This window comes from Cellulosimicrobium sp. 72-3 (assembly GCF_013127315.1).
Lineage (GTDB): Bacteria > Actinomycetota > Actinomycetes > Actinomycetales > Cellulomonadaceae > Cellulosimicrobium > Cellulosimicrobium funkei.
Genome location: NZ_CP053419.1, coordinates 550,156 through 575,552 on the forward strand (window position 1 = coordinate 550,156; position 25,397 = coordinate 575,552).

Annotated in this window: 24 protein-coding genes; 13 read left to right on the forward strand and 11 right to left on the reverse strand. The window is 76.6% G+C overall.

Annotated elements, in window-relative coordinates; all coding sequences use genetic code 11:
• Nucleotides 1–22: 22 nt before the first annotated feature.
• Nucleotides 23–1,000 carry an alpha/beta hydrolase gene (locus tag HKK73_RS02505; protein ID WP_034652741.1) on the reverse strand — a complete coding sequence of 326 codons (978 nt, stop codon included), beginning with the start codon at nt 998–1,000 and terminating at the stop codon, nt 23–25.
• 106 nt (nt 1,001–1,106) lie between these two features.
• Between HKK73_RS02505 and HKK73_RS02510 the strand changes: the two genes are divergently transcribed.
• Complete coding sequence (locus HKK73_RS02510) at nt 1,107–2,438, forward strand: enoyl-CoA hydratase/isomerase family protein (RefSeq protein ID WP_216608039.1); 1,332 nt, start codon at nt 1,107–1,109, stop codon at nt 2,436–2,438.
• Nucleotides 2,439–2,512: 74 nt separating this feature from the next.
• On the opposite strand, the gene HKK73_RS18870 is transcribed toward HKK73_RS02510, so the two are convergent.
• Nucleotides 2,513–3,865 (reverse strand): hypothetical protein, encoded by a 1,353-nt coding sequence (locus HKK73_RS18870; RefSeq protein ID WP_216608040.1) that lies wholly within the window; start codon nt 3,863–3,865, stop codon nt 2,513–2,515.
• 295 nt (nt 3,866–4,160) lie between these two features.
• On the opposite strand from HKK73_RS18870, the gene clpB reads away from it, so the two are divergent.
• The 4 genes from clpB (at nt 4,161) to HKK73_RS02535 (ending at nt 9,510) form a co-directional block, all read left to right on the forward strand.
• A complete protein-coding gene (clpB, locus tag HKK73_RS02520) occupies nt 4,161–6,782 on the forward strand; it encodes an ATP-dependent chaperone ClpB (protein ID WP_171467377.1) in 2,622 nt (873 codons plus the stop codon).
• Between the two features lie 123 nt (nt 6,783–6,905).
• Nucleotides 6,906–7,889 (forward strand): diacylglycerol kinase family protein, encoded by a 984-nt coding sequence (locus tag HKK73_RS02525; protein WP_171467378.1) that lies wholly within the window; start codon nt 6,906–6,908, stop codon nt 7,887–7,889.
• A gap of 62 nt (nt 7,890–7,951) precedes the next feature.
• Complete coding sequence (locus HKK73_RS02530; RefSeq protein WP_171467379.1) at nt 7,952–8,707, forward strand: UdgX family uracil-DNA binding protein; 756 nt, start codon at nt 7,952–7,954, stop codon at nt 8,705–8,707.
• Nucleotides 8,704–9,510: a YqjF family protein gene (locus HKK73_RS02535; protein WP_253705753.1), complete on the forward strand. Its 807-nt coding sequence runs from the start codon at nt 8,704–8,706 to the stop codon at nt 9,508–9,510. Before HKK73_RS02530 ends, HKK73_RS02535 begins: the two co-directional genes overlap by 4 nt.
• Before the next feature lies 1 nt (nt 9,511).
• Here the strand turns inward: HKK73_RS02535 and HKK73_RS02540 are convergent, their stop codons facing one another.
• The 4 genes from HKK73_RS02540 to HKK73_RS02555 all read right to left on the reverse strand — a co-directional run bounded on the left by HKK73_RS02540 (nt 9,512) and on the right by HKK73_RS02555 (nt 13,227).
• Nucleotides 9,512–10,171 carry a response regulator transcription factor gene (locus tag HKK73_RS02540; RefSeq protein WP_171467380.1) on the reverse strand — a complete coding sequence of 220 codons (660 nt, stop codon included), beginning with the start codon at nt 10,169–10,171 and terminating at the stop codon, nt 9,512–9,514.
• Entirely contained in the window at nt 10,168–11,475 is a 1,308-nt protein-coding gene (locus HKK73_RS02545) for a sensor histidine kinase (RefSeq protein WP_171467381.1), read from the reverse strand. Before HKK73_RS02545 ends, HKK73_RS02540 begins: the two co-directional genes overlap by 4 nt.
• Before the next feature lie 145 nt (nt 11,476–11,620).
• Nucleotides 11,621–12,514: a hypothetical protein gene (locus tag HKK73_RS02550; RefSeq protein ID WP_171467382.1), complete on the reverse strand. Its 894-nt coding sequence runs from the start codon at nt 12,512–12,514 to the stop codon at nt 11,621–11,623.
• Complete coding sequence (locus HKK73_RS02555) at nt 12,514–13,227, reverse strand: ABC transporter ATP-binding protein (protein ID WP_085386649.1); 714 nt, start codon at nt 13,225–13,227, stop codon at nt 12,514–12,516. Before HKK73_RS02555 ends, HKK73_RS02550 begins: the two co-directional genes overlap by 1 nt.
• A gap of 292 nt (nt 13,228–13,519) precedes the next feature.
• Here HKK73_RS02555 and HKK73_RS02560 point away from each other — a divergent pair, with 292 nt between their 5' ends.
• The 4 genes from HKK73_RS02560 (at nt 13,520) to HKK73_RS02575 (ending at nt 16,548) form a co-directional block, all read left to right on the forward strand.
• Nucleotides 13,520–14,329 (forward strand): peptidoglycan-binding protein, encoded by an 810-nt coding sequence (locus HKK73_RS02560; RefSeq protein WP_085386648.1) that lies wholly within the window; start codon nt 13,520–13,522, stop codon nt 14,327–14,329.
• A gap of 88 nt (nt 14,330–14,417) precedes the next feature.
• Nucleotides 14,418–15,089 (forward strand): TetR/AcrR family transcriptional regulator, encoded by a 672-nt coding sequence (locus tag HKK73_RS02565; protein ID WP_086149279.1) that lies wholly within the window; start codon nt 14,418–14,420, stop codon nt 15,087–15,089.
• A gap of 91 nt (nt 15,090–15,180) precedes the next feature.
• Nucleotides 15,181–15,948, forward strand: a complete 768-nt coding sequence (locus HKK73_RS02570) for a methyltransferase domain-containing protein (RefSeq protein WP_171467383.1) — start codon at nt 15,181–15,183, stop codon at nt 15,946–15,948.
• A 42-nt stretch (nt 15,949–15,990) separates the two neighbouring features.
• Nucleotides 15,991–16,548: a hypothetical protein gene (locus HKK73_RS02575; RefSeq protein ID WP_171467384.1), complete on the forward strand. Its 558-nt coding sequence runs from the start codon at nt 15,991–15,993 to the stop codon at nt 16,546–16,548.
• A 41-nt stretch (nt 16,549–16,589) separates the two neighbouring features.
• On the opposite strand, the gene HKK73_RS02580 is transcribed toward HKK73_RS02575, so the two are convergent.
• The 5 genes from HKK73_RS02580 to HKK73_RS02600 form a co-directional block, all read right to left on the reverse strand.
• On the reverse strand, nt 16,590–17,426 hold the full coding sequence (locus HKK73_RS02580) for a DUF4190 domain-containing protein (RefSeq protein ID WP_253705755.1): 837 nt from the start codon (nt 17,424–17,426) through the stop codon (nt 16,590–16,592).
• On the reverse strand, nt 17,423–18,073 hold the full coding sequence (locus HKK73_RS02585; RefSeq protein WP_171467385.1) for a DUF4190 domain-containing protein: 651 nt from the start codon (nt 18,071–18,073) through the stop codon (nt 17,423–17,425). The genes HKK73_RS02580 and HKK73_RS02585 overlap by 4 nt, the downstream gene beginning before the upstream one ends.
• A 90-nt stretch (nt 18,074–18,163) precedes the next feature.
• A complete protein-coding gene (locus tag HKK73_RS02590) occupies nt 18,164–18,949 on the reverse strand; it encodes an exodeoxyribonuclease III (protein ID WP_171467386.1) in 786 nt (261 codons plus the stop codon).
• A gap of 59 nt (nt 18,950–19,008) precedes the next feature.
• On the reverse strand, nt 19,009–19,749 hold the full coding sequence (locus HKK73_RS02595) for a response regulator (protein ID WP_253705756.1): 741 nt from the start codon (nt 19,747–19,749) through the stop codon (nt 19,009–19,011).
• A complete protein-coding gene (locus HKK73_RS02600) occupies nt 19,746–21,437 on the reverse strand; it encodes a sensor histidine kinase (protein ID WP_232322635.1) in 1,692 nt (563 codons plus the stop codon). The genes HKK73_RS02595 and HKK73_RS02600 overlap by 4 nt, the downstream gene beginning before the upstream one ends.
• Nucleotides 21,438–21,620: 183 nt before the next feature.
• Between HKK73_RS02600 and HKK73_RS02605 the strand changes: the two genes are divergently transcribed.
• The 4 genes from HKK73_RS02605 to HKK73_RS02620 are packed head-to-tail and all read left to right on the forward strand — an operon-like array spanning nt 21,621 to nt 25,351.
• Entirely contained in the window at nt 21,621–22,691 is a 1,071-nt protein-coding gene (locus HKK73_RS02605) for a tripartite tricarboxylate transporter substrate binding protein (RefSeq protein ID WP_171467387.1), read from the forward strand.
• A complete protein-coding gene (locus tag HKK73_RS19045) occupies nt 22,688–23,401 on the forward strand; it encodes a tripartite tricarboxylate transporter TctB family protein (protein ID WP_085386642.1) in 714 nt (237 codons plus the stop codon). Before HKK73_RS02605 ends, HKK73_RS19045 begins: the two co-directional genes overlap by 4 nt.
• Nucleotides 23,394–24,953, forward strand: a complete 1,560-nt coding sequence (locus tag HKK73_RS02615) for a tripartite tricarboxylate transporter permease (RefSeq protein ID WP_021482991.1) — start codon at nt 23,394–23,396, stop codon at nt 24,951–24,953. Before HKK73_RS19045 ends, HKK73_RS02615 begins: the two co-directional genes overlap by 8 nt.
• Entirely contained in the window at nt 24,953–25,351 is a 399-nt protein-coding gene (locus tag HKK73_RS02620; protein ID WP_034655300.1) for a universal stress protein, read from the forward strand. The genes HKK73_RS02615 and HKK73_RS02620 overlap by 1 nt, the downstream gene beginning before the upstream one ends.
• Nucleotides 25,352–25,397: the final 46 nt, after the last annotated feature.

A 25,397-nucleotide genomic window follows, 5' to 3' on the forward strand; every position in this document is an offset into this window, starting at 1 on the left:
TCGGACACGGCGGTGGGCGGCGTCAGACCCGCGCGTCGAGCCAGTCGAGGACCTCGCGCAGGTACGTGGACCGGGCGGGCTCGGGGGAGAGCGCCAGGTCGTGCGCGCCGCCCTCGACCGTGACGACCGTGACGTCGTCGCCCAGCCGCTCGGCGCGCGACGTGATGTGCCCGACGTCGAGCACGCTGTCGGTCGTGAGCAGGGCGTCGTGCCAGCCCGACGCCGGGCCGCTGCGCGCGGACGCGAGCACGAGCACCGGGCAGTCGACGTGCAGCCCGCGCGCGACGCGGGCGTGGCCCCGGCGCACCGCTCGCAGGAACCCGGCGCGCACCGGGAACCCCTCGATCGGCTTCCACGCGAGGTCGAAGTCCCACTCGCCGCCGGTGCTCGCGTGCAACGCCTTCGCCCAGTGCGGGTCGAGCGCGCCCACGACGAGCCGCGGCGCGACCCGCCCGACGACGTCGACCACCCACGTCACCGGGCCGCGGAACACCCACGGCTTGTTGAGGTCGAACCACGGGCTGTTGAGCACGAGCGCCGCGAGCCGGCCGGGCCGCGCGTCGGCCCACAGGCTCGCGAGGAGACCGCCGGTCGAGTGGCCGAGCACCACGAGCCGGTCGTGCCCCTCGGCGCGCACCGCGCGCGCCGCCGCGTCGAGGTCCTGCGCGTAGACGGCGAGGTCGGTGACGAAGTTCGGGTCGTCGTCGGGCCGCGACGGCGCGCCCGTGCCGCGGCCGATCGAGCGCCCGTAGCCGCGCAGGTCGACGGCGTAGAACCGGTACCCGCGCGCCTCGACGGCCTCCGCGACGTGCGTCTGGAAGAAGTAGTCGATGAACCCGTGCACGTACAGCACCGCGGGCCGGTCGCCCGCGGGCGCCGCGGCGTCGCGCCGCACCAGGGTCGCCACCGCACCGTCCGGGAGGTCGAGGTCCCGCGCGACCCAGTCCCCGCCCAGCACGTCGGGCCGCCAGGTCCCGTCCGTCCGCGTCGCCTCGTCCACCGCCGCCTCCTCGCTGCTCCCGGCACCGCCGGCCCGACCCCTCTGCCGTGCCAGGGTCCCACGTCGTGCGCACCCGCGGCCGTCGACGGGCGGTAGCGTGACGCGGATGACGAGCGAGATCCTCGCCCGCGTCGACGACGGCGTCGGGCACCTCACCCTGGACCGGCCCCGCGCGCTCAACGCGCTCGGGTACTCGATGCTCGGCGAGATCGCTGACGTGCTGGACGAGTGGCGCGTCGACCCGACCGTGCGGCTCGTGCTGCTCGACGGCGCGGGCGACCGCGGCCTGTGCGCGGGCGGCGACATCCGCGAGCTGCACGCGTCGGTCGTCGCCGGGCAGCAGGCCGACGCGCGCCGGTACTTCCGGCGCGAGTACGCGGTCGACGCGGCGCTCGCGGAGCTGCCCGTGCCCGTCGTGACGATCATGGACGGCATCACGATGGGCGGCGGCGTCGGCCTCGCGGCCCACGCGCCGGTCCGCGTCGTCACCGAGCGCTCGCGCGTCGCGATGCCCGAGACGCGGATCGGCTTCACGCCCGACGTCGGCGGGTCGTGGCTCCTCGCCCGCGCGCCCGGGCGGCTGGGGGAGATGCTCGCGCTCGGCGCGGTGACGATGGACGCCGCCGACGCGGTCCACGCCGGGTTCGCCGACCACTACGTGCCGAGCGAGCGGCTGCCCGTGCTCGGCGCGGACCTCGCCGCGCTCGCGAGCGCGGGCGTCGACCCGCTCGACGTCGAGGCCGTGCGCGACGTCGTGCGGCGGCACGCCCTCCCGGCGCCGGTGTCCGGGCTCGTCGCGCGCCGCGCCGCGATCGACGCCGCGTACGCGGCGGGCACGGTGCCGGAGATCGTGGCCCGCCTGCGCGCGGCCGCCGTGGACGGCGACGAGCGTGCGGGCGCCGAGGCGGACGAGCTCGAACGGCTCTCGCCCACGGCGGTCACCGTCGCGCTCGCGGCCGTCCGCAGCGCGCGCGGCCTGCCCGACCTCCGCGCGGCGCTCGCCCAGGAGTACGGGCTCGTCTGCTGGTTCGTCGACACGCAGCCCGACCTCGTCGAGGGGATCCGCGCGCAGGTGGTCGACAAGGACCGCGACCCGTCGTGGCGCCCCGCGACGCTTGCGGAGGTCGACCCCGCGCTGGGTGCCGAGGCCCTCGCCTACGTGCCCGCGGAGGCGCTGTGGGACGACGCCCTCGGCCCGCGGCTCGCGCGCCGCGCGGTCGAGGCCGTCGTGCGCCGCTTCAGCGAGGGGGAGCCGACGCCCGACGAGCTCGCCGCGGCGCACGACGACCTCGTCGTCGAGCTCGTGGAGCGGCACGAGGACGGGAGCGTCGTCGTGCACCTCGCCGACACGTGCGGCGAGCACTTCCTCGACGGCTCCTGGCCCGCGGTGCGGCTCGACGCCGTCGGTGACGTCGTCGAGGTCACCGTCGAGTCCTGAGCGGCCCCCGGACGCGCGACGGCCCGCCCCGGTCTCCCGGGGCGGGCCGTCGTGTCGTGCGGGGTGCGGACCGCTCAGTCGGTCGGCGGGCGCAGGCGCGTCGCGTCGTCGATCTCGTCGTCAGGACCGGCCTGCGCGCCCGGGCCGTCCTGGCCCGCGGGGCCCGGCTGCGGCGGGAGCGGCTGGGTCGGTGCCGGCGGCTGGTGCGGCGGCAGCGGCTGGGTCGCGCCCGGGGGGACGGGCGGCTGGGCGGGCAGCGGCGTCGTCGGGGACGACTGCGGGTGCGGCGCGCCGGGGGGCGCGAACGGCGCGGCGCCCGGGTAGCCGCCCTGCTGCGGCGGCGCCGGCGGCTGGCCGCCGTACGGGCCACCCTGCTGGCCCGGGCCGGACGGCGTCCCGTAGCCCTGCGGCTGGCCGGGCTGACCCGGGTACTGGCCCTGCTGGCCGGGGTACTGGCCGGGCTGACCCGGGTACTGACCCGGCTGGCCCGGGGCTCCGGGGTACTGGCCCTGCTGGCCGGGGTGCGCGCCGGGCTGGCCGTACTGACCCGGGTACTGGCCCTGCTGGCCCTGACCGGGGTACTGGCCGGGCTGGCCGGGGTAGGGCTGCTGGCCGGGGTACTGGCCCTGCTGGCCGGGCTGGCCCGGGTACTGCCCCGGGGCGCCGTAGACGCCCTGCTGGCCGGGCTGGCCGGGGTACCTGCCCTGCGGGAAGCCGGTGCCCTGGCCGTCCTGCGTGCCGGGCTTGGAGCGGAGCACGAGCCACAGCACGAGGCCGATGATGCCGAGCAGCACGAGGCCGCCGACCAGGAACCAGATCCACGCCGACGAGCCGGACTCGTCGGAGCTCCCGGCGTCGGGCGCGGTCGCGCCGTCGTCGGTCCCCTCGTCGGAGCCGGAGCCGGAGCCCGCGGAGCCGCCGGGCAGGGCCGAGCCGCGCGCCGTCATCTCGTTGACCTCGCCGACCACCGGGGTCCACGTCACGGTGTTGCCGTCGACCTCGCCGTTGGACTCGGCCACCTCGCCGGGGAACGTGATGGCGATCTTGATGTCGAGACCCTCCATCATCTGCCGCGACATCTCGTCGGTCGCCGCGTCACCCGTGTCCGGGTTGAACTCCTCACCCGTCATGTCCATCGAGCCGCTCACGACGTACTCGTCGCCCTCGCGGGTGACGGAGATCGAGTCGGCGGCGCCGGTGTCGAGCTGCGCGATCGGCTGGTCGGCGTAGGTGATCTTGGTGCCGGTGTAGCCGTCCTGCGCGTACGGCTCCTGCGTCGCGCCCTCCGGCATCTCGGACTCCATCTCGGAGCCCATCTGGTCCCAGAGCTCCTGGGGGTCCGAGCCCATGGACTCGGCGACCTCGTCCGAGAACGCCATGACGACGCTGCCGTCGAACGTGTCGTCCTCGTTGAGGGTGATGGCCATGTCCATCCTCATGCACCCCGTGAGGAACAGTGCGAGGGTGGCGAGGAGGGCACCGAGGCCGAGTCGTCTGCGCAAGGGTGAGGAGTTCACCCGCCCAGCATGTCGCGGATCGTCGCCCGGGGCGAGGGTCGATGCCGTTTTGAGACGGAATGCGGCCGGACTTCATCCGCTCCGGGGGCGCGGGCGGGCGAGGAGAGGCCGCACGGGGGTGCCGATCGAAGTTGAGCGGAATACACTCAACTTAGGAGTCGTTCCACTGGTCAGACCATCTTTTCGAGCAGCACACGGAGCACCTATGGAAACGAAGTTCACCACGATGTCGCAGCAGGCGATCGGCGAGGCGATCCAGACCGCGTCGGCCGCCGGCAACCCCCAGCTCGAGCCGACCCACCTCCTGGCCGCGCTGCTCACGCAGGAGGGCGGCGTCGCCGTCGGGCTCCTGGACGCCGTCGGCGCGGACAAGCAGGCCGTCGGGCAGAAGGTGCGCGCGGCGCTCGTCGCGCTGCCCACCGCGAGCGGCTCGGCCGTCGCGCAGCCGACGCCGTCGCGCGCCACGTCCGCGGCGCTCGACGCCGCCGCGAAGGAGGCCCAGGCGCTCGGCGACGAGTACGTCTCGACGGAGCACCTGCTCCTCGGGATCGCGGCCGGGTCGTCGCAGGCCGCGACGATCCTCCAGCAGGCCGGTGCCACGGCCGAGGCCCTGCGCTCCGCGCTGCCCGCCGTCCGGGGCAGCGCGCGCGTGACGAGCCCCAACCCCGAGGGCACCTACAAGGCGCTCGAGCAGTACGGGACCGACCTCACGGCGCGCGCGGCCGAGGGCAAGCTCGACCCCGTCATCGGGCGCGACTCCGAGATCCGGCGCGTCGTGCAGGTGCTCAGCCGCCGCACCAAGAACAACCCGGTGCTCATCGGCGAGCCGGGCGTCGGCAAGACGGCCGTCGTCGAGGGCCTCGCGCAGCGCATCGTCGCGGGCGACGTCCCGACCTCGCTCCAGGGCAAGCGCCTCGTGTCGCTCGACCTCGCGAGCATGGTCGCGGGCGCGAAGTACCGCGGCGAGTTCGAGGAGCGCCTCAAGGCCGTCCTGGAGGAGATCAAGTCCTCCGACGGCGAGGTCGTCACGTTCATCGACGAGCTGCACACGGTCGTCGGGGCGGGCGCGGGCGGCGAGGGCGCCATGGACGCGGGCAACATGCTCAAGCCCATGCTCGCGCGCGGCGAGCTGCGCCTCGTCGGCGCGACCACGCTCGACGAGTACCGCGAGTACATCGAGAAGGACCCGGCGCTCGAGCGCCGGTTCCAGCAGGTGTTCGTCGGCGAGCCCTCGGTGGAGGACACGGTCGCGATCCTGCGCGGGCTCAAGGAGCGGTACGAGGCGCACCACAAGGTGACGATCGCCGACTCCGCGCTCGTCGCGGCGGCGTCGCTCTCCGACCGGTACATCACCGGGCGCCAGCTCCCGGACAAGGCGATCGACCTCGTCGACGAGGCGGCGTCGCGCCTGCGCATGGAGCTCGACTCCTCGCCGATCGAGATCGACGAGCTGCAGCGCGCCGTCACGCGCCTCGAGATGGAGGAGGTCGTGCTGTCCGAGTCGACCGACCCCGCGTCGCTCGAACGGCTCGAGAAGCTGCGCGCCGACCTCGCGGACCGTCGTGAGGAGCTCGCAGCCCTCACCGCGCGGTGGGAGGCCGAGAAGGCGGGCCACAACCGCGTCGGCGACCTGCGCGCGAAGCTCGACGAGCTGCGCGTCCAGGTCGAGCGCGCGATCCGCGAGGGTGACCTCGAGACCGCGGGCCGCCTGCAGTACGGCGAGATCCCGCACGTGCAGCGCGAGCTCGACGAGGCCGAGGCGGCCGAGCAGGCCGACGACGCGTTCGCCGCGTCCGGCCCCGAGGCCGCCCCGATGATCGCGGACAAGGTCGGCGCCGACGAGATCGCGGAGGTCGTGTCCGCGTGGACGGGCATCCCCGCCGGCCGCATGCTCCAGGGCGAGAGCGAGAAGCTCCTGCACATGGAGGAGGTCATCGGCGAGCGCCTCATCGGCCAGCAGGCCGCCGTCCGCTCGGTGTCCGACGCCGTCCGCCGCTCGCGCGCGGGCGTCGCCGACCCGGACCGCCCCACGGGCTCGTTCCTCTTCCTCGGCCCCACGGGCGTCGGCAAGACGGAGCTCGCGAAGTCGCTCGCCGACTTCCTCTTCGACGACGAGCGCGCCATGGTGCGCATCGACATGTCCGAGTACTCCGAGAAGCACTCGGTCGCCCGGCTCGTCGGCGCGCCCCCGGGGTACGTCGGCTACGAGGAGGGCGGCCAGCTCACCGAGGCCGTCCGGCGTCGGCCGTACTCGGTCGTGCTGCTCGACGAGGTCGAGAAGGCGCACCCCGAGGTCTTCGACATCCTGCTGCAGGTGCTCGACGACGGTCGTCTCACCGACGGCCAGGGCCGCACGGTCGACTTCCGCAACGTCATCCTCGTGCTGACGTCGAACCTCGGCTCGCAGTTCCTCGTGGACCCGATGCTCGACGACGCGGAGAAGCGCGAGGCCGTCATGAGCACGGTGCGGGCGTCCTTCAAGCCCGAGTTCCTCAACCGGCTCGACGACGTCATCGTGTTCGAGCCGCTGACGATCGAGGAGCTCGGCCGGATCGTCGACATCCAGGTCGCCGCGCTCGGCCGGCGCCTCGCGGACCGGCGCATCACGCTCGACGTGACGACGGCCGCCCGCGAGTGGCTCGCGCTCGAGGGCTTCGACCCGGCGTACGGGGCGCGCCCGCTGCGCCGCCTCGTGCAGCGCGAGATCGGCGACCGCCTCGCGCGGATGCTGCTCTCGGGCGACGTCGCCGACGGCGACGTCGTGCGGGTCGACCGCGACCCCGAGGGCGACGGCCTCGCCCTCGGCACGGAGATCCTCACGGCCTGACCCGACCGCCGGCCCGTGCCGCGCCCTGCCCCCGCGGGCGGGGCGCGGCACGGGCCGTGTCGTCCTCGCGCCTCGGCGGTCCTCGGCCGCGCGTCCTCGCGGCGACCGGGACATACTCGGTCCGTGCCGACCGACGAGACGACCTCTTCCGCGACCACCTCCGCGCAGCGGCGGCCCGACGACGTCCCGCGCCGCTCCGCGGTCATCGTCAACCCGAACCGCGTCGAGGGGCTCGACGCGCTGCGCGAGCTCATCGTCGCGCGCCTCACGGACGCCGGGTGGCCCGAGCCCGCGTGGCTCGAGACGACGGCCGAGGACCCGGGGACGGGCCAGGCGCGCCAGGCCGTCGAGGACGGCGCCGAGGTGGTCTTCGTGAGCGGCGGGGACGGCACGGTCCGCGCCGTCGTCGAGGGGCTCGCGGGCACCGACGCCGCGCTCGCGATCCTGCCGGGCGGCACGGGGAACCTGCTCGCCGCCAACCTCGGGGTCCCGTCGGACGCCGAGGAGGGGATCCGGCTCGTGCTGCGGGGCGGCCGGCGCACGATCGACGTCGGGGTGGCCGACGGCCAGACGTTCGCGATCATGGCCGGCATGGGCCTCGACGCCGCGATGATGCAGGACGCGCCGACGGCGCTCAAGGCCCGCGCGGGCTCGATCGCGTACGTCCTCTCCGCGCTCAAGCACCTGGCCGACGACGAGATGCACGTCGAGGTCACCGTCGACGGGCGGACGCGCCGGCGCCGGGCGCGCACCGTGGTCATCGGGAACGTCGGACGGCTCCAGGCCGGGACGAACCTCCTCCCGGACGCGGAACCCGACAACGGCCAGCTCGAGGTCGCGATCATCGCGCCCCGGAACCTCCAGCACTGGGTCCAGCTCCTGTGGGGCGTGGTGCGCGGCAAGAGCCGGGTGCCGAGCCGCGAGGTCGTGCGGGGGCGTGAGGTGTCCGTCGTGTCCGACCGGCCGCAGCCCCGCCAGCTCGACGGCGACGTCATCGATCCGGACGAGCGCCTCGACGTCAGCGTGCGGCCGGACGCCCTGCACGTGTGCGTCTACCACCCCGAGGAGTCCGAGGACCTCACGCGCGGCGCTCCCGGCAACCGCTGAGCCTGTTCTGACCGGCGCGCCGACCTCGTGCGAGGACGAGCGCGGGGGAGCACCGTAGGGCCATGAGCCCACGACCGCCCGAGCGCCCCGGCGCGCAGGAGTGGCTGCCCCGCGGCCGCGCCGTGCACGACGTCGAGGCGCTCGACCGGGCGGCGCGCGACTGCCACGGGTGCGAGCTCTGGGCGGACGCGACGCAGGTCGTGTTCTCGCGCGGGCCGCACGACGCGCGGCTCGCCCTCGTCGGCGAGCAGCCCGGCGACCACGAGGACCGCGAGGGCGAGCCGTTCGTGGGCCCGGCCGGGCGCCTCCTCGACGACGCCCTCGACGCGGCCGGGCTCGCGGCCGACGACGTGTACCTGACGAACGCCGTCAAGCACTTCCGGTTCGAGCAGCGCGGCGGGCGACGCCTGCACAAGAGCCCGGACGTCGCCCACGTCCGCGCGTGCCTGCGGTGGCTCACCGCCGAGGTCGCCGCCGTGGGGCCGCGCGTCGTCGTCGCGATGGGCGCGACCGCGGGGCGCGCCGTCCTGGGGCGGCCCGTGCGCGTGACCGCCGAGCGGGGACGGGTCCTCGACCTCGGCGACGCGGAGCCGGCGTCGCCGTTCTCGCCGGGCGGGCCCGGCGGCGGTGGGCGCCCCGAGCCGTCCGACGGCGCCCGCCCGCCTCGGCCGACGGACGCGCCGCGCGTCGTCCTCACCACCCACCCGTCCGCGCTGCTGCGCGTGCGCGACCGCGCCGAGCGCCAGGCGGCGTTCGCCGCGCTCGTCGACGACCTCCGCCTCGCGGCCGACGCGGCCGACGCGGCGGGAACGCGGTGAGCGCCCACCCGGCCCCGCGCGGTGCGGGGCCGGGCACGCCGCCGCCCGGTGCGTCGCCGCACCCGGCACCGCGGGTGGTGGTGAACGCCCAGCGCTGGGAGGCCCTGACGTTCCTGCACTGGCCCGTCGACCCGGCCGTCGTGCAGGGCTGGCTCCCGCCCGGCCTCACCGTGCAGCAGGCGGGCGGGACGACGTGGCTCGGGGTGGTCCCGTTCTCCATGGCGGGCGTCCGGGTCCCGCCGCTGCCGCCGCTGGGCGCGTGGTCGGCGTTCCCCGAGCTCAACGTCCGCGTGTACGTGCGCGACCGTGCGGGCACCGAGGGCGTGTGGTTCCTCGGCCTGTGGGCGACGTCGCGCGCGTTCGTCGCCGCGACGCGCGCGGCCGGCGTCCCGTACCACCCGGCCCGCGCGGCGGTGCACGCGCGCGGCGACCGGGACGGGGCGCCGTCCGCGGTGCGCTACCGGTTCCGGTCCGACGGCCGCGGGCCCCTGCGCGTGCCGCACGAGCACCCGGGGCTGCGTGATCTTTCCCTGCACGCCGAGGTGCGCGCGCACGAGGAGGTGGACGCGTCGTCGGGCCTCGTGCGGTGGCTCACGGCACGGTGGTCCGCGTACGGCGCGCGGGCCGGGCGGCTGTGGCGGTTCCCCGTGGTGCACGAGCCGTGGTCCCTGCGGCGCGGCACCCTCGACGTCCTCGACACCGACCTGCTCGACCGCCTCGGGCTGCCGTCTGCCGACCCGCCGCTCGTGCACGTCGCCGCGCCGGTGCACGCCCGGTTCGCGGTCCCGCGGCCCGTGCGCTGAGTCAGGCGGCCGGGTCGACGATCCCGTGCCGGAACGCCCACACGACGAGCTGCACGCGGTCGCGCGCGCCCGTCTTCGTCATGGCCCGGCTCAGGTGCGACTTCACGGTGCTCGGTTCGAGGAACAGCGCCGTCGCGATCTCCGCGTTCGACGACCCCCGGCACAGCAGCGTCACGATGTCGAGCTCGCGCGGCGTGAGGAGCGCGGCCGCGTCGTCGTCCCGCGCCACCGGGGCACGACGCCGCGCGAACTCGCCGAGCACGCGGCGCGTGAGCGACTGGTCCACGAGGCCGTCGCCCGACGCGACGCGGCGGACGGCGTCCACGAGCACCTCCGGCTCCGCGTCCTTGAGCAGGAACCCGCTCGCCCCGGCCTCCAGCGCCCCGAACACGTAGTCGTCGAGGTCGAACGTGCTCACCACGAGGACGGGCACCGGGTCCGCGACGTCGGGCCCGGCGAGCGCGCGCGTCGCCGTGATGCCGTCGCCGCCGGGCATGCGCACGTCCATGCACACGACGTCGGGGCGCTCGCGGCGCGCGACCCGCACGGCGTCCGCGCCGTTCGACGCCTCGCCGACGACCTCCAGGCCCTCGCTCTCGAGGATGACGGTGAAACCGGCGCGGACGACGGCCTGGTCGTCCACCAGCACGACGCGTGTCACGAGGCCTCCTGGGCGGGGGTGCGGGGGTCGCGCGCGGGCGCGCGGGGGACGGTCAGCCGGACGAGCCACGCGCCGTCGGGCGTGCGCCGCGCGTCGAGCGTGCCGCCGAGCACGGCCGCGCGCTCGCGCATCCCGACGAGGCCGTGGCCCGGTCGCGCGTCCTGCGGGGGAGCGGCGCGACCGGCGGGGTTGCGCACGGTGACGACGACGTCCGCCGGGCTCCACGCGAGCCGCACCGCGACCGGTCGCCCGGGTGCGTGCCGCCGCGCGTTGGCGAGCGCCTCCTGCAGCACGCGGTAGACGGCGATCTGCGCGGTGGGCGCGGGCTCCCAGGGCTCGCCCTCGGTCTCGACGGTGACCGTGGTGCCCGCCGCGCGCGCCGTCTCGAGGAGCGCGGGGAGGTCGGCGAGCGTCGGCTGCGGGGCCTCGCGCTCGTCGCCCTCGTCGTCGCGCCCGCGCAGGATGCCGACCACGAGGCGCAGGTCGTCGAGGGTCTCCCGGCCCTGCGACCGGATCCAGCGCACCGACTCCTTGGCGCGCTCCGGGTCGGCGTCGACGAGCCGTTCCGCCGCGGACGCCTGCACGACGATGCCCGAGAGGTGGTGGGCCGCGACGTCGTGCAGCTCGCGCGCCATGCGGGCACGCTCCTCGAGCACGGCCTGCGCGGCGAGCGCCTCGCGCTCACGCTCGGCGCGCACCACGCGGTCGCGCAGCTCGGCGACGAGCTCGCGCCGCGTCGCGACGTACGAGCCGACGAGGGCCGCGCCCACGAACGTGAGGACCGCCGAGAGCAGCGCGCCGCCCACCTGGAGCGCGTGCTGCGCGGGCCCGGCGCCGGCGGGGTTGCCGAGACCGCCGAGCGCGAAGACGAGCAGGACCTGCGCGAGCGCCGCGAGCGCCGGCGCCCCGAGGCGGGCGCGGCGGGGCGCGTACGCGCCGGCGGAGTAGGCGGCGACGAGCGTCGCCGGGGCCTGGAACCCGACGTACGGGGGCAGGAGCGCGGTGATCGCGACCTGCGCGACGACCGTCAGCGCGAGGCAGAGCAGCGGCGCCCGACGGCGGAGCACGAGCGCCGCCGCCTGGCCGACGACGAGCGCGAGCACGGCCGCGCGCACGCCCGGGCCGATCACGCTCTCGCCCGGGCCCGCGCCGAACGTGGCGCCGACCTCCGTCGCGAGGACGCGCTCGATGCCGAGGAACAGCGCGACGGTCGCGAGGGCGACGACACCGGCCAGCACGGCGTCGCGGCCGGTGTCGGTGAGGACGCCGACCCGGTCGAGCGCGCGGCGCAGGGTCTCGGTCACGGTCCTCCTCCAACGGGCGACGGGTGCGGGGACGGGGTGCGCCGTCGGGCCCGCCCACCCTACGGGGCGGGCGGGCCGACGGCGCCGTGCGGCTCCCGGCCTGTGGACGACCGGGTCGTCGCGTCGGGAGCCGAGCCGGCTGTGGTCAGACGAGGTCGCGCCGGCGCAGGCTCACGGCGCCCCCGCCGAGCAGGAGCGCGGCCCACGCCGCGAGCCCGGCGAGGGCGGCGAGCGCGCCGAGCGGGGCCGCACCGCCGAGGAGCGTCGCGGCCGACCCGCCGGTCGACGCGAGCGCGCCCAGCCCGAGCGGGAGCCACTCGGCCGCGGCCGAGTCACCGCCGGACAGGAGCGTCACCGCGCCGCGGACGATCGGCTCGGCGAGAGCGAGCGCGGCGACCGTGACGACGCCCGCGACCTGGCCGCGCACGAGGGTGCCGATGCCGAGCCCGAGCCACGCGAGCAGGACGAGCACCGCGAGCCCGCGGGCCCAGACGCCGAGGACGTCGCCGGGGCCGAGCGCGAGGCCCGCGCCCGGCGTCGTGACGATCGCGATGAGCAGGCCCAGGGCGCCCAGGAGGGCGAGGACGACGCCCACGCCGAGCGCGACGGTCGCCGTCGCGCCCGCCTTCGCGCCGAGGATGCGCAGCCGTGACGGCTGGACGAGCGCCGTGGGCACGATGCCGCCCGTGCGGAAGTCGGTCGTCACGGCGAGCACGCCGAGCAGGAGCATGCACACGGTCGCGACGCCGACGGAGCCGGAGCCGCCGAGGCCGGTGCCGAGGAGGTCGAGCATCGAGCGCTGGAACGCGGGCTGCGAGACGTCGGCGAGCGCACCGAGGTCCGGCGCGAGCTCGGCCACCATCTCAGGCGGGGCCTGGAGCCCGACGGTCGTGCCGCTGCCGGCCGCGTCGGCGCTGCGCAGGATCGTGGGGAGCAGCAGGGTGAAGGCCTGGACGACGAGCATCCCGGCGACGGCGACGGCCGCGACGACCCACGTCGCGCGGGTCGTGCGGAGCTTGAGCATCTCGGCGCGGTACATCAGCGCACCCCTTCGGTCGTGGCGGTCAGGTCGAGGTAGAAGTCCTCGAGGGACTCCCCGTGCAGCAGCTCGTCGAGCGGCCCCTCCGCGACGACGCGCCCCTGCCCGACGACGACGAGGTCGTCCGCGACCTGCCGCACCTCGGACAGCACGTGGCTCGCGAGGAGCACGGTGCCGCCGTCGTCGGCGAACGCGCGGACGAGGTCGCGCAGCCAGCGCATCCCGGCGGGGTCGAGACCGTTGGCGGGCTCGTCGAGGACGAGGACCTCCGGGTCGCCGAGCAGCGCGGCCGCGATCCCGACGCGCTGCCGCATCCCCAGCGAGTAGGTGCGCACGCGGCGGTCCGCGGCGGGCGTCATGCCGACGAGCGCGAGCACCTCGTCGACGCGCCGCGCCGGGATCCGCCCGGCGGAGGCGAGCACGCGCAGGTGGTCGCGCCCCGTGCGTCCCGGGTGCAGGCCGCCCGCGTCGAGCAGCGCGCCGACGGTGCGGGCCGGGTGCGCCAGGTCCGCGAACGCGCGGCCGTCGAACGTCGCGGTGCCCGCGGTCGGGGCCGCGAGCCCGAGCAGGACGTGGAGCGTGGTCGTCTTTCCGGCGCCGTTCGGGCCGAGCAGCCCGACGACGCGGCCCGGCGCGGCGGTGAACGTCACGTCGTGCACGGCGTCGAACGCCCCGTACGCCTTGCGCAGCCCGGAGACGTGGATGGTGGTCATGCCGGTCCCTCCCTCGTGCGTCCCGCACGGGCCTCCCGTGCGGTGCCCTACCAGGCTGTCGCGCGGGCCCCCACCGGGTCTTGCGGCGCAGGGCGGAACCTGCGTTGCGACCTCCGTGGGAGGCGCGGCGCCGCCCCGCTGGACCGGGGGAGCCGTGGCGGGTATCGCCGCAGGTGAGGGCGTCGGGCGTGACACACGAGCCGGGATGGGGCAGGGTGGACGTCCACCCGACCGCCCCGGCGGGCAGCGTGTCGCGCCGTCCGCCCCCTCGACAGCCCCGGAAGGAGGCGACGTGCGCCGACGCCACGACCGGTCCGGACCCGCCGAGCGGGACCGCACCGCCCCCCTCCAGCGGCCCGCGCGCCGCACCGCCACGCCGTGGGTCACGGTCGCCGCCGGTGCCGGGGCGGTGACGCTCGTCGTCGCCGTCGCGGGCATGGTCGGTGCCGCGACGGGCGGTGGCGAGGCGGTCGTCGTCGGCGGGGTCTCTGCCGAGGGCGGCGCGAACGGCGAGGACACGGTCCCCGCGGTCACGCCGCGCCCCGACACCCCCCGCCCCGAGGTGACCCGCATCCCTCCGCCCGACGCGGCGGACGGCACGTCCGACGACGCGCGCCCGGCCCCGTCCCCGCGCCCGTCCGCGAGCGGCCAGGGAGAGCAGGCCGCGCCCGGCGCGCCCTCGCCCACCACCGAGCCCGCGCCCGCTCCCACCGCGTCCGAGCCGACCCCGGCACCGACCGAGCCCGCCCCGACGTCCTCCCCGACGACCGACCCCGGCACCGGGTCCGTCTCGTGGGTCCAGGAGCGGCTCCGGGTGCACGGTGCCGACGTCGCCGTCACGGGGACGATGGACGACGCCACGCGCACCGCGCTGCGGTCGTTCCAGAAGGCGCACGGCCTCACACCCGACGGCACCGTCACCGCGGCGACCGCCGAGGCCCTGCGCGCCGCGCCGCCCGACGTCGAGGACCCCACCGGACCTGGCCCGACGCCCCCGGCCGAGCCCGCGCCGACGCCCTCCACCGACCGGCCGTCGGTGGCGGTGCCCGGGCCGTCGTCGAGCGCCGACGAGCCCGCCCCGACGCTCGCCCCCGCACCCTGAACCTTCTCCGCCCGGGCGCGGGCACCCCGCCGGGCCGCACCGCGGTCGGTAGGGTGTGCCCTCGTCGGACGACGGACGGAGCAGTGCCATGACGAGTGCGGCCATCGGCGCCGGGCAGGACCGCACGGGCTCCCGCCGCGCCGCGGCGCCCGACCCCGCCCGCGGGTACGCGAAGGGGCGCGCCAAGCGCGAGGAGATCCTCCAGGCGGCCGTCGTGCTCTTCGGCGAGGTCGGCTTCCACGCCGCGTCGCTGCGCGAGCTCGCGTCCCGCGTGGGCATGTCCCACCCCGGGCTGCTCCACCACTTCCCGACGAAGGCGGCGCTCCTCGAGGCGGTGCTCGACCACCGGGAGACCGTCGACCGCGCCGACCTCGAGGAGGACCTCGCGCGCGGGACCGACTTCTTCGACGCGCTCGTGCGGCTCGTCGAGCGCAACGCCCTGCGCCGGCCGATCGTCGAGCTGTTCACGGCGCTCGCGGCCGAGGCGACGTCGCCCGACCACCCGGCGCACGCGTACTTCGTCGAGCGCTACGAGTCGACGGTCGCGCGCATCGGCGAGCAGCTCTCCCGCCGCGCCCGGGCGGGCGGCCTGCGCGACGGCGTCGAGCCGGACGTCGCGGCCCGCCAGCTCGTCGCGCTCATGGACGGTCTCCAGGTCCAGTGGCTGCTGTCCCTCGACCGCCCGCGGCCCGAGCGCGTCGACATGGCCGCGGACCTGCGCGCGTACCTGCGCCTCGTGCTGTCCGACGCCGAACGCTGACGGTGCCGGACCGGCGACGGTTCACCGGTCCGGCACCGAGCCTCCCCCTTCCGCGCCCCACCCGGCTCCGACGGCGGTCGAGAATCGCCCGATGACGAGGACGCTCGAGACGACCCACCCGGACGACTACCTGGAGCGCCTCGCGGCCTCCGACCTCGGGCGGCGCTCGAAGGCGGTGGCGACGGCGGCGCTCGACCTCGCCGAGGGACAGGCGGTGCTCGATCTCGGCTGCGGGCCGGGCGTCGACCTCCCGGCGTTCGCGGCCGCGGTCGGTGCGGGCGGGTCGGTGCTGGGCGTCGACCACGACCCGCGCGCCGTCGAGGCCGCGCGCGAGCGCGTCGCGGGTGCCGGGAACGTGCGGGTCGTCGTCGGCGACGCGCACGCGCTCGACCTCGGGACGGGCAGCGTCGACCGCGCGCACACGGACCGGGTGCTGCAGCACGTCACCGACCCGCGCGGTGTCGTCGAGGAGATCGCCCGGGTCCTGCGCCCGGGCGGGCGCGCGGTGCTCGCCGAGCCGGACTGGGGGACGCTGGCGATCGACGGGCCGGACGCGGGCACCACCGACGCGTACCAGGCGTTCGTCGTCGAGCAGGTCGTGCGCAACGCGTGGATCGGACGCCGCCTGCCCGGCCTCGCCGAGCACGCCGGGCTCACGGTCGACCGGGTCGTCCCGCTGACGGCCGTCTTCCGCGACGTGGTCGAGGCGGACAGGTTCCTCGGCCTCGGACGGGTGGCCGAGAGGGCGCGGGAGGCCGGGTACCTCACCGACGAGGGCGCCCGCCGCTGGACCGACCACCTCCTGACGGCGCGGTTCTTCGCGTCCGTGACCCTCTTCGTGGTCGTTCTCGATCGCTGAACGACGACCGGGCACCCGGGCCGCGCACGGCAGGATGCCCGGATGACACACGTCTTCGAGCTGACGGCGGACGACGAGGCCCACGACGGGCAGACCGCGGGGGGCGGCGCAGCGGAGGCTCCGGCGGCCGACGAGCCGACCCCGCCGGCGGCCGTGACACCGGTGCTCGGGATCGGCGTCGTCCTCGTGGCGGGCTCTCTCCTCCTGCGGCCGGTGCAGCACGCCCTCGACGCGTACGCGGTGGACCGGTTCGGCAGCTACGACCCCGAGTCCTGGCAGGCGGGTGCGCTCGGCGTCGCCCTCGCGCTCCACGTCGCCACCGCGGCGCTCGGTGCCGGGGCGCTCACGCTCGCGCTGCTGCGGGCCGCGCGCCTCCTCGACCGGCAGCGGGACGGCGTGGTCGACGGGCCGCGCACCGCCCGTGCCCCGTGGAGCCGCCTGGGCGCGACGGCCGCGTTCCTCGTGGCGGCGGCCACCGCCGCGCTGCTCCTCCTGCCCGACCGCTCCGAGCCGTCGTCCGTGGTCGTCCAGGACACCCGGGTCGGTCCGGACGGCGGGCTGCTCGTCGACATCCTGCCGGGCGGTGCCGACGAGCAGTGACCCCGGGTCAGGCAGCCTGCTTCGAGGGCGTGCCCCTCGCGTCAGCCGATCAGGTCCGCCGGGAGCGGGGCCTCGCTGCTCGCCAGGCACAGCCCGGTGCGGTCGCCGCCGCGCCAGGACGCCTCGGTCGGTGCCCACACCACGAGCCGCACGTCCTCCGGGGCATCCGGACCGAGGGTGTCGGGCGTGCACACGCGCGCCACCCGGCGGTCCACGGCGTCCTGGCCGGGCCAGACCTCGTCCGCGCCCAGGTCGGTGCGGCCGACGACCTGCGCCCGATGCTCGTCGGCGCACGGGACGGCGCGCACGCGCGACACCTCGCCGTCGGGCGGGAGCTCGTCGAGGCACGTCCCCAGCACGAGCTGCACCGCGCTCACCGTGCGGGGCGCGTCCACGTCGCCCGCGAGCGGCGTGCGCGCCTGCTCGCCCTGCCACCAGGCGATCCCGCCCACCACCCATCCGAGCGTCGCGACGGCGCCGAGCACCATCCCGGTCACGGCCAGGCCGCGTCCGCGGGTGCCGCGGGAGCGGACGCGCGACAGGGCCGCGGCGCCGAGGCCGACCCCGACCGGCCCGAGCACCACGCCCGCGGGCACGCTCGCGACGGCGAGCGGCTCGACGCCGGGCGCCGCGGGCTGCCACCCGGGTGCGTAGTACGTCTCGGGGGCGAAGCCGGGCCGGTCGCCGGGCCCGGGCGGCGGCACGGGTGCCGCCGCACCCGAGGGGTCGTGCGGCGTCGGGCCGGACCGGGGCGCCCCGGCGTCCGCGGCGCGTGGCTGCGAGGCCCCGGGCGCTCCCGCGGGGGGCGGGACGGGCTGGCCTCCCGAGGGCCCGGACGCGCGGCCGCCGGGCGGGGCGAAGAGGTCGTCGTCGCTCACGGTGCCGAGTCCCCGAGCGTCCCGGCGAGGACCACGAGCATCGCGAACGCCGTGCCGACCGCGCCGACGACGATCCCGGTCACCGCGAAACCGCGCCCGCGCGTGCCGTCGCGCATGACCTGGTTGAGCGCCACGATGCCCAGCACGAGGCCGACGAGGCCGGGGAAGCCCGCGCAGAGCACGAGGCTCGCGATCGACACGATCATGGACGCGAGCGCGAGCCCGTTGGTCCGCGGCGGGGGCGCGTAGGGCGCGCCGTACGGCGGCGGGTAGCCCCCGTAGCCCGGCGCCGGGTACGCCGCGGGTCCGGGCGGCGCCGCGTACCCGGGCGTCCCGCCGTACGACGGCGCCGCCCCGGGGGCGTAGGGGGAGCCGGGGCCGTAGGGCGACCCGGCGGGCGCGGCCGGCGCGCCGTACGGGGCGCCGGCGCCCGGCGTGCTCCCGTACCCGCTCCCGCCGCCCGGCGTGCTCCCGTACCCGCCCCCGGCGCCCGACGGCGCGACGAACCCGCCGTCGTCCGGCGCGGCGGGGGCGTCCTCGGTGGGTGGGTGGTACGGCGTGAGCGGCGGCTGGTGCGGACGCCGCGGGGCGTACGGGTCGGCGGGCTCGTCGGGGGACCCGTACGGAGGGACGGGTGGCGTCGTCATGGACACACCGTAGCGAGGGGACGCGCCCCGTCCGGCCCGGACCCGCGGCGCGGACCCGCGGCCCGAGCCCGACGGCGGACGCCCCGGAGGTCAGTCCGCCAGGTCGACGACGACCGGCACGTGGTCCGACGCGCCCTTGCCCTTGCGCTCGTCGCGGTCGATCGTCACGCCCGTGACGCGCGCGCGGGCGGCGGGCGACAGGTACGCGAAGTCGATGCGCATGCCCTCGTTCCGCGGGAACCGCAGCCGCTGGTAGTCCCAGTAGGTGTAGGTGCGCTCGGCGGGGATCGCCTCGCGCGTGACCTCGGTGTACCCGGCGGCGCCGAACGCGGCGAAGGCGTCCCGCTCGGCGGGGGTGACGTGCGTCTTCCCGGCGAAGTACGCGACGTCCCACACGTCGGTGTCGAGCGGCGCGACGTTCCAGTCCCCGACGAGCGCGACCTGCGCCGCCGGGTCGGCGGCGAGCCAGCCCGCGGCCTGCGCGCGCAGCTCGTCGAGCCAGCGCAGCTTGTAGGCGTAGTGCGGGTCGCCGACCTCGCGCCCGTGCGGCACGTACAGGCTCCACACGCGCACGCCCCCGCACGTGGCACCGAGCGCGCGCGCCTCCACCGTGTCGCCGAACTCGGGCTGGCCGGGGAACGACGTCTCGACGTCGTCCAGGCCCACGCGCGAGACGACGGCGACGCCGTTCCACTGGTTCACGCCGACGTGCGCGACCTCGTACCCGGCCGCCTCGAACGGCGCGACGGGGAACTGCGCGTCCGTGCACTTGGTCTCCTGGAGCGCGAGGACGTCGGTCCCCGTCCGCTCGAGGAACGCGACCGCGCGGTCGACGCGGGCACGGACGGAGTTGATGTTCCAGGTCGCGAGGCGCACGGGCCCCACCGTACGGCGTCGCGGGCGCGACCCGCAGCGACCCGCAGCGGTCCCGACGGTCAGGCGGGCCGGTAGCCGTTCTCCGGCCGCCCGGCCGCGCCGTACCGGGGCGCGACGTCGGCGCGCCCCGTGGCGACGAGGTGCTCGAGGTAGCGGCGAGCGCTCACGCGCGACATGCCGGTCCGTGCGGCGACCTCGCCCGCCGACGCGTCGCCCGCGTCGGCGCACGCCGCCGCGAGCGCCTCGACGACGAGCCGCAGGCTGCGCTCGGACAGCCCCTTCGGCAGCGCCGCGGCCTCCGGCAAACCGCGCCGCACGAGGCGGTCGACGGCGTCCTGGTCGAGCTCGTCGCCCGCGGTGCGCAGCGAGTCGCGCAGACGGGCGACCTCGTCGAGCCGACCGCGCAGCGCCGCGGCCGTGAACGGCTTGACGAGGTAGTGCTGCACGCCGCCCGCCATGGCCTGGCGGACGCTCTCCAGCTCGCGCGCGGCGGTCGTCGCGACGACGTCGACGGGCGGGGACGGCCGGCGCCGGATCTGGCGCAGCACGTGCAGCCCGGTCGCGTCCGGCAGGTAGATGTCGAGCAGCACGACGTCCGGGTCGAGCACGGCGAACGCGCGCAGCGCCTCGGCCGCCGTGCGCGCCTCGCCCACGACGACGAAGCGCGGGTGCGACTCGACGAAGCCGCGGTGCAGGCGCGCGATCGTCGGGTCGTCCTCGACGACGAGGACGCGCAGCCGGTCGCCCGGCGGCGCCGTGGGCGCGCCGGTGGGGGCGGGGGAGCGGCCGGCGGGGGTCACGACGCCGTCTCCGGCGTCCGGGCCCGGGCGCCCGCGGCGGCGTCGACGGGCTGCGCGGGGAGGGCCACCGCGACGCGCGCCCCGCCGAGCACGGAGGTCGTCACCTCGACCGTCCCGCCGCGCCGCGCGGCGACGCGCCGCACGAGCGCGAGACCGATCCCGCGCCCCGGCGGGCCCGCCTTCGTGGTGTACCCGGCGGCGAAGACGTCGGCGCGGGAGCCCGCGGGGATGCCGGGCCCGTCGTCCTCGACGACGACGACGACCCGGTCGCCCGGCGTCGGGCCGGTGCCGTCGGGCGCGCGGTCGGTCACGAGCACGCGGACGCGCCCCCCGGCCCCGACGGCGTCGACCGCGTTGTCGACGAGGTTGCCGAGCACGGTGAGGGCGTCGCCGTGCAGGGCGGCGTCGTCGGGTCCCGTGGGCGCGGCGAGGTGCGCGGACGGCGACACCTCGAGGCGCGAGCCGCGCTCGCGCGTCGTCGTGGCCTTGACCAGGAGCAGCGCCGCGACCTCGGGGGAGTGGACGCCGGGCGCGACGCCCGACGCGGTGAGCAGGCCGCCGTGCCCGGCGCGCTCGATGAACGCGACGGCCTCGTCGGCCTGCCCGAGCTCCAGCAGGCCCGAGACGACGTGCAGCTTGTTGGCGAACTCGTGGGACTGCGCGCGCAGCGCGTCCGTGAGGCCGCGCGCGCCGTCCAGGTCGCGCAGGAGCGCGTGCAGCTCGGTGTGGTCGCGCAGGAGCAGCACGGTGCCGACGGCGCGTCCGGCGACCCGGGCCCGGTCGGCGCGTGCGAGCAGCACGCGCTCGCCCGCGAGGACGAGCGCGCCGCCCTCCTCGGGCCCGGCGGCGGGCGCGTCGGCGTCGGCGGGCCCTGCGGCGTCGGGCACGAGCGCGAGGAGCTGCGGGTCGAGGACGTCGTGCGCGGGCCGCCCGACGGCGTCGGCCGCCGCGATCCCGAGGAGGCGCTGCGCCTCGTCGTTGACGAGCACGACCGCGCCGTCGCGGTCGAGCGCGACGACGCCCTCGGAGATGCCGTGGAGCATCGCGTCGCGCGTCTCGAGCAGCCGGCCGATCTCCTCGGGCTCGAGCCGGAAGATGCGGCGGCGCACGGCGCGCGTCACGAACGCCGCGCACACCACGCCGAGGGCCGCCGCGACGCTGAGGGCCGCGAGCAGCCACCCGAGGTCGTCGGCGAGGTCGTCGGCCAGGTCGGACTCGAGGATGCCGACGCTCGCCGTCCCGACGACGTCCCCCTCGGGCCCGAACACCGGGACCTTGACGCGCCACGACTCGCCCAGCGTGCCGGTCTGCGTGCCCGTCCAGACCTCGCCGGAGAGCGGGACCGACGGGTCGGTCGAGACCGTCTCGCCGATGCGCGTCGGGTCGGGGTGGGAGTACCGCACGCCCTCGTCGTCCGTGACGACGACGTACGTGACGTCGGAGGCCTCGCGGATGACCTCCGCGATCGGCTGGATCGTCGCGGCGGGGTCGTCGTCGTCGAACGCGTCGATGATCGCGGGCAGGCGCGCGACGGAGAACGCGACCGCGGTCATGCGGTCGAGGTAGGCGTCGCGGAGCTGGCGGTGCTGCAGGGTCGAGGCGACCGCCCCCGCCGACGCCACGACCAGGAGCACGATGGCGACCTGCAGCACGAGAAGCTGCACCCGGAGCGACACTGCTCGACCCACCGCACCAGTGTGCCCCAGGTCCGCCGCACCCGGGCCTCGGCCGTGACCACAACGACCGCAACCACCGGATCGACCACAACGTCCAGTACGACCGCAGCCCTCGCCGTGCCGCCCCGCGCTCCTAGGCTCCCCGGATCAGGTCGTGAGGCCCGCGCCGTTGCGGGCCCCGCTCAAGGAGGAGACATGCGATCCGTCGTCCGCCCGCGCTCCGGGCACACCGTCAGCCCGCGGCACGCACTCACCGCGACGCTCGCCGCAGGACTCGTCCTCGGTCTCGCCGCGTGCTCGGGCCTCGAGCCCGGCGCCCCCACGACGGGCGGCTCCGGCGACGCGTCCGGCGGGGCCGCCGCGTCGGTCGACGAGCTCGCGATCGTCGTCCCGGCCGACCCCGGCGGGGGCTGGGACCAGACCGGCCGCGCGATGCAGCAGGACCTCCAGGGTTCCGGGCTCGTGCGCACCGCGACCGTCACGAACGTCGGCGGCGCCGGCGGCACGGTCGGTCTCGCGTCGCTCGCCAACACCACCGACCCCCACACGCTGCTCGTCATGGGCCTCGTCATGGTCGGCGCGGTCGAGACCAACGAGTCGCAGGCCCGCATCGAGGACACCACCCCGATCGCGCGCCTCACCGAGGAGCCCCTCGTCGTCGTCGTGCCCGCGTCGTCGCCGTACCAGACGCTCGAGGACCTCGTCGACGACGTCGTGGCGAACGGCAAGTCCGTCTCCATCACCGGCGGCTCCGCCGGCGGGGCCGACCACATCCTCGCGGGGATGCTCCTCCAGGCGGCCGACGTGCCGTCGGCCGAGGTGGGCGGGCTCCTCAACTACGTCGCCTACTCGGGCGGCGGCGAGTCGCTCGCCGCGCTGCTCGGCAACAAGGTCAGCGCCGGGATCTCGGGCGTCGGCGAGTACGCGGAGCAGGTCAAGGCGGGGACCGTCCGGGCGCTCGCGGTCTCGGGCGCCGAGCGCACGGACCTGCTGCCCGACGTGCCGACCATGACCGAGGCCGGGTACGACGTCGAGCTCACGAACTGGCGCGGCGTCGTCGCGCCGGGCGACCTCTCCGACGAGGACCGCGCCGCCCTCGAGCTGCTCGTCAGCGAGATGGTCGCGTCCGACGAGTGGCAGGCGACGCTCGAGGAGAAGGGCTGGGACGACGCGTTCCTCGTGGGCGAGGAGTTCGACGGCTTCCTCACGGAGAACATCGCCGACATCCAGATGACGCTCACCGACGTCGGCCTGGTCACGCCGTGACGAGGCGTCGCGCCTCGCGCGACGCGCCACCCGACGCGTCGCGCGAGCCGGGGTCGTCGCAGGCTCCGTCCGCGGGGTCGTCCGCCGCGGCTCCCGAGCCAGGACCGTCCGACGCCGAGCCCCGCCCCGGGCCGGCGCCGGCGACGGCCGTCGGCGACCCCGCCGACGGCCCGGCCGCCGGGGACCCCGCAGGTGCCACCCCCGCCGCGGGTCCCCGGCGGCGACCCGGCGAGCTCGTCGTCGCCGGCGTCACCGCCGCCCTCGGGGTGTTCGTGCTCCTCGACGCCGGGACGATCGTCGTGCCCGGCTCGGCGAACACGCTCGGTCCCCGGGCGTTCCCCTACCTCGTGGGCGCGATGCTGCTCGCCACCGGCCTCGTGCTGCTCGTCGCCGTCTGGCGGGGGCACGGCGGCCAGGAGGAGGACGGCGAGGACGTCGACCCCGACGCCCGCACCGACTGGCTGACCGTCGGCCTCCTCGGCGCGGTCCTGTTCGTGCACGTCTACGCGATCAACCTCGTCGGGTGGCCGCTCGCCGCGACGCTCCTGTTCGCCGGGGCCGCGATCGTCCTCGGCGCCCGCCCGTGGTGGCGCGCCGCCGTGCTCGGCCTCGTCCTGGCCCTGGTGATCCAGGTCCTGTTCGGGGGCGTGCTCGGGCTGTCGCTCCCGCCCGGCCCGCTCCTGGAGGGGGTGACCTGGTTCCGTGGATAACCTCACCGCGCTGCTCGACGGGTTCGCGACCGTCGTCCAGCCCGTCTACCTGCTCTACGCGCTGTTCGGCGTGTTCGTCGGGACCGCGGTCGGGGTGCTCCCCGGCATCGGCCCCGCGATGACGATCGCGCTGCTCCTGCCGCTCACATACTCGCTCGACGCGACGGCCGCCATCATCGTGTTCGCCGGCATCTACTACGGCGGCATGTACGGCGGGTCGACGACGTCGATCCTGCTCAACACGCCCGGCGAGTCGTCGTCGATCGTCACGGCGCTCGAGGGCAACAGGATGGCCCGCATGGGCCGAGGGGCGGCCGCGCTCGCGACCGCCGCGATCGGCTCGTTCGTCGCGGGCACCATCGCGACCGTCGCCCTGACGTTCGTCGCGCCGTACGTCGCGCGCTGGGCCGTGCAGCTCGGCGAGCCCGACTACTTCGCGCTCATGGTCGTCGCGTTCGTGACCGTCGGCGCCCTGCTCGGGTCGTCGGTGCCGCGCGGCATGGCGTCCCTGTCGCTCGGCCTGTTCCTCGGGCTCATGGGCACCGACACGCTCACCGGCCAGCAGCGGTTCACGTTCGGCGTCCCGACGCTCGCCGACGGGATCGACGTCGTCATCGTCGCCGTCGGCCTCTTCGCGGTGGGCGAGGCGCTGTACGTCGGGTCGCGCCTGCGGCACGGTCCCGTGCACGTCATCCCCGTCGAGAAGGGCTGGCGCTCCTGGATGAAGCGCGAGGACTGGCGGCGGTCCTGGAAGCCGTGGCTGCGCGGGACGGCGATCGGGTTCCCCGTCGGCACCATCCCGGCGGGCGGCGCCGACGTCGCGACCTTCCTGTCCTACGCCGCCGAGCGCAAGTCCGCCGGGAAGCACAAGGACGAGTTCGGCAAGGGCGCGATCGAGGGCGTCGCGGGCCCGGAGGCGGCGAACAACGCCGCGGCGTCCGGCGTCCTCGTGCCGCTCCTGACGCTCGGCCTCCCGACGACGGCGACCGCCGCGATCATCATCGTCGCGTTCCAGTCGTACGGCATCCAGCCGGGCCCGCTGCTCTTCGAGAGCCAGTCCGCGCTCGTGTGGGCGCTCGTCGCGAGCCTCTACGTGGGCAACCTCATGCTCATCGTGCTCAACCTGCCCCTCGTGGGCATGTGGGTGAAGGTGCTCCAGATCCCGCGGCACTACCTCTACGCGGGCATCCTCCTGTTCGGCGCGCTCGGCTCGTACGCGCTGAACTTCTCCCCGGTCGACGTGCTCATCCTGCTCGTCATCGGCGCGATCGGGTTCTTCATGCGGCGCTACGGCTACCCCGTCGCGCCCATGGTCGTCGGCATGATCCTCGGGCCCATGGCCGAGGACCGCCTGCGCCGCTCGCTCGCGATCAGCCAGGGCGACCTGACGACGCTCGTCACCAGCCCGTTCGCCGCGACGGCCTACGCCCTCGTCGCCGTCGTGGTCCTCGCGGGCCTCTGGCTGCGCCGGCGCGAGCGCCGCACCGGCGCCGAGCTCGCGGCGCTCGCGGAGGACGTCCGCGTCGAGGCCCAGGACCAGGAGGTGCGCTGATGACCGTCGTCCTCGCCTACGCGCCCGGCGAGCTCGGGACCGCCGCGACGCGGGCCGCGGCCCGGGCGGCCGTCCTGCTCGGCACCGGCGTCGTCGTGGTCAACACGACGCGCGGCGACCGGCTCGTCGACCCGCGCTGGGCCGACCACGACCAGCTCGTCGAGGTCGGCACGATCCTCGAGGAGGCGGGCGTCGAGCACGAGGTGCGGCACCTGCAGTCCTCCGCGCTGCCCGCGGAGGTCGTGCTCGGTGTCGCGGCCGAGGTCGACGCCGACCTCGTCGTCGTGGGGGTGCGGCACCGCACCCCCGTGGGCAAGCTCGTGCTCGGCTCCACCGCCCAGCAGATCCTGCTGGGCGCCGCGTGCCCCGTGCTCGCCGTGAAGCCGCCGGCCCGGTGACACGACTCCACCCCGCCTGCGGGCGCCCGGGTCACCCGGGCGCCCG

Coding starts and splice junctions, on each gene's coding strand:
- HKK73_RS02510 (WP_216608039.1), top strand. CDS start 1,107: ATGACGAGCGAGATCCTCGCCCGCGTCGACGACGGCGTCGGGCACCTC.
- HKK73_RS18870 (WP_216608040.1), bottom strand. CDS start 3,865: ATGGCCATCACCCTCAACGAGGACGACACGTTCGACGGCAGCGTCGTC.
- clpB (WP_171467377.1), top strand. CDS start 4,161: ATGGAAACGAAGTTCACCACGATGTCGCAGCAGGCGATCGGCGAGGCG.
- HKK73_RS02530 (WP_171467379.1), top strand. CDS start 7,952: ATGAGCCCACGACCGCCCGAGCGCCCCGGCGCGCAGGAGTGGCTGCCC.
- HKK73_RS02550 (WP_171467382.1), bottom strand. CDS start 12,514: ATGTACCGCGCCGAGATGCTCAAGCTCCGCACGACCCGCGCGACGTGG.
- HKK73_RS02555 (WP_085386649.1), bottom strand. CDS start 13,227: ATGACCACCATCCACGTCTCCGGGCTGCGCAAGGCGTACGGGGCGTTC.
- HKK73_RS02565 (WP_086149279.1), top strand. CDS start 14,418: ATGACGAGTGCGGCCATCGGCGCCGGGCAGGACCGCACGGGCTCCCGC.
- HKK73_RS02570 (WP_171467383.1), top strand. CDS start 15,181: ATGACGAGGACGCTCGAGACGACCCACCCGGACGACTACCTGGAGCGC.
- HKK73_RS02575 (WP_171467384.1), top strand. CDS start 15,991: ATGACACACGTCTTCGAGCTGACGGCGGACGACGAGGCCCACGACGGG.
- HKK73_RS02585 (WP_171467385.1), bottom strand. CDS start 18,073: ATGACGACGCCACCCGTCCCTCCGTACGGGTCCCCCGACGAGCCCGCC.
- HKK73_RS02605 (WP_171467387.1), top strand. CDS start 21,621: ATGCGATCCGTCGTCCGCCCGCGCTCCGGGCACACCGTCAGCCCGCGG.
- HKK73_RS02620 (WP_034655300.1), top strand. CDS start 24,953: ATGACCGTCGTCCTCGCCTACGCGCCCGGCGAGCTCGGGACCGCCGCG.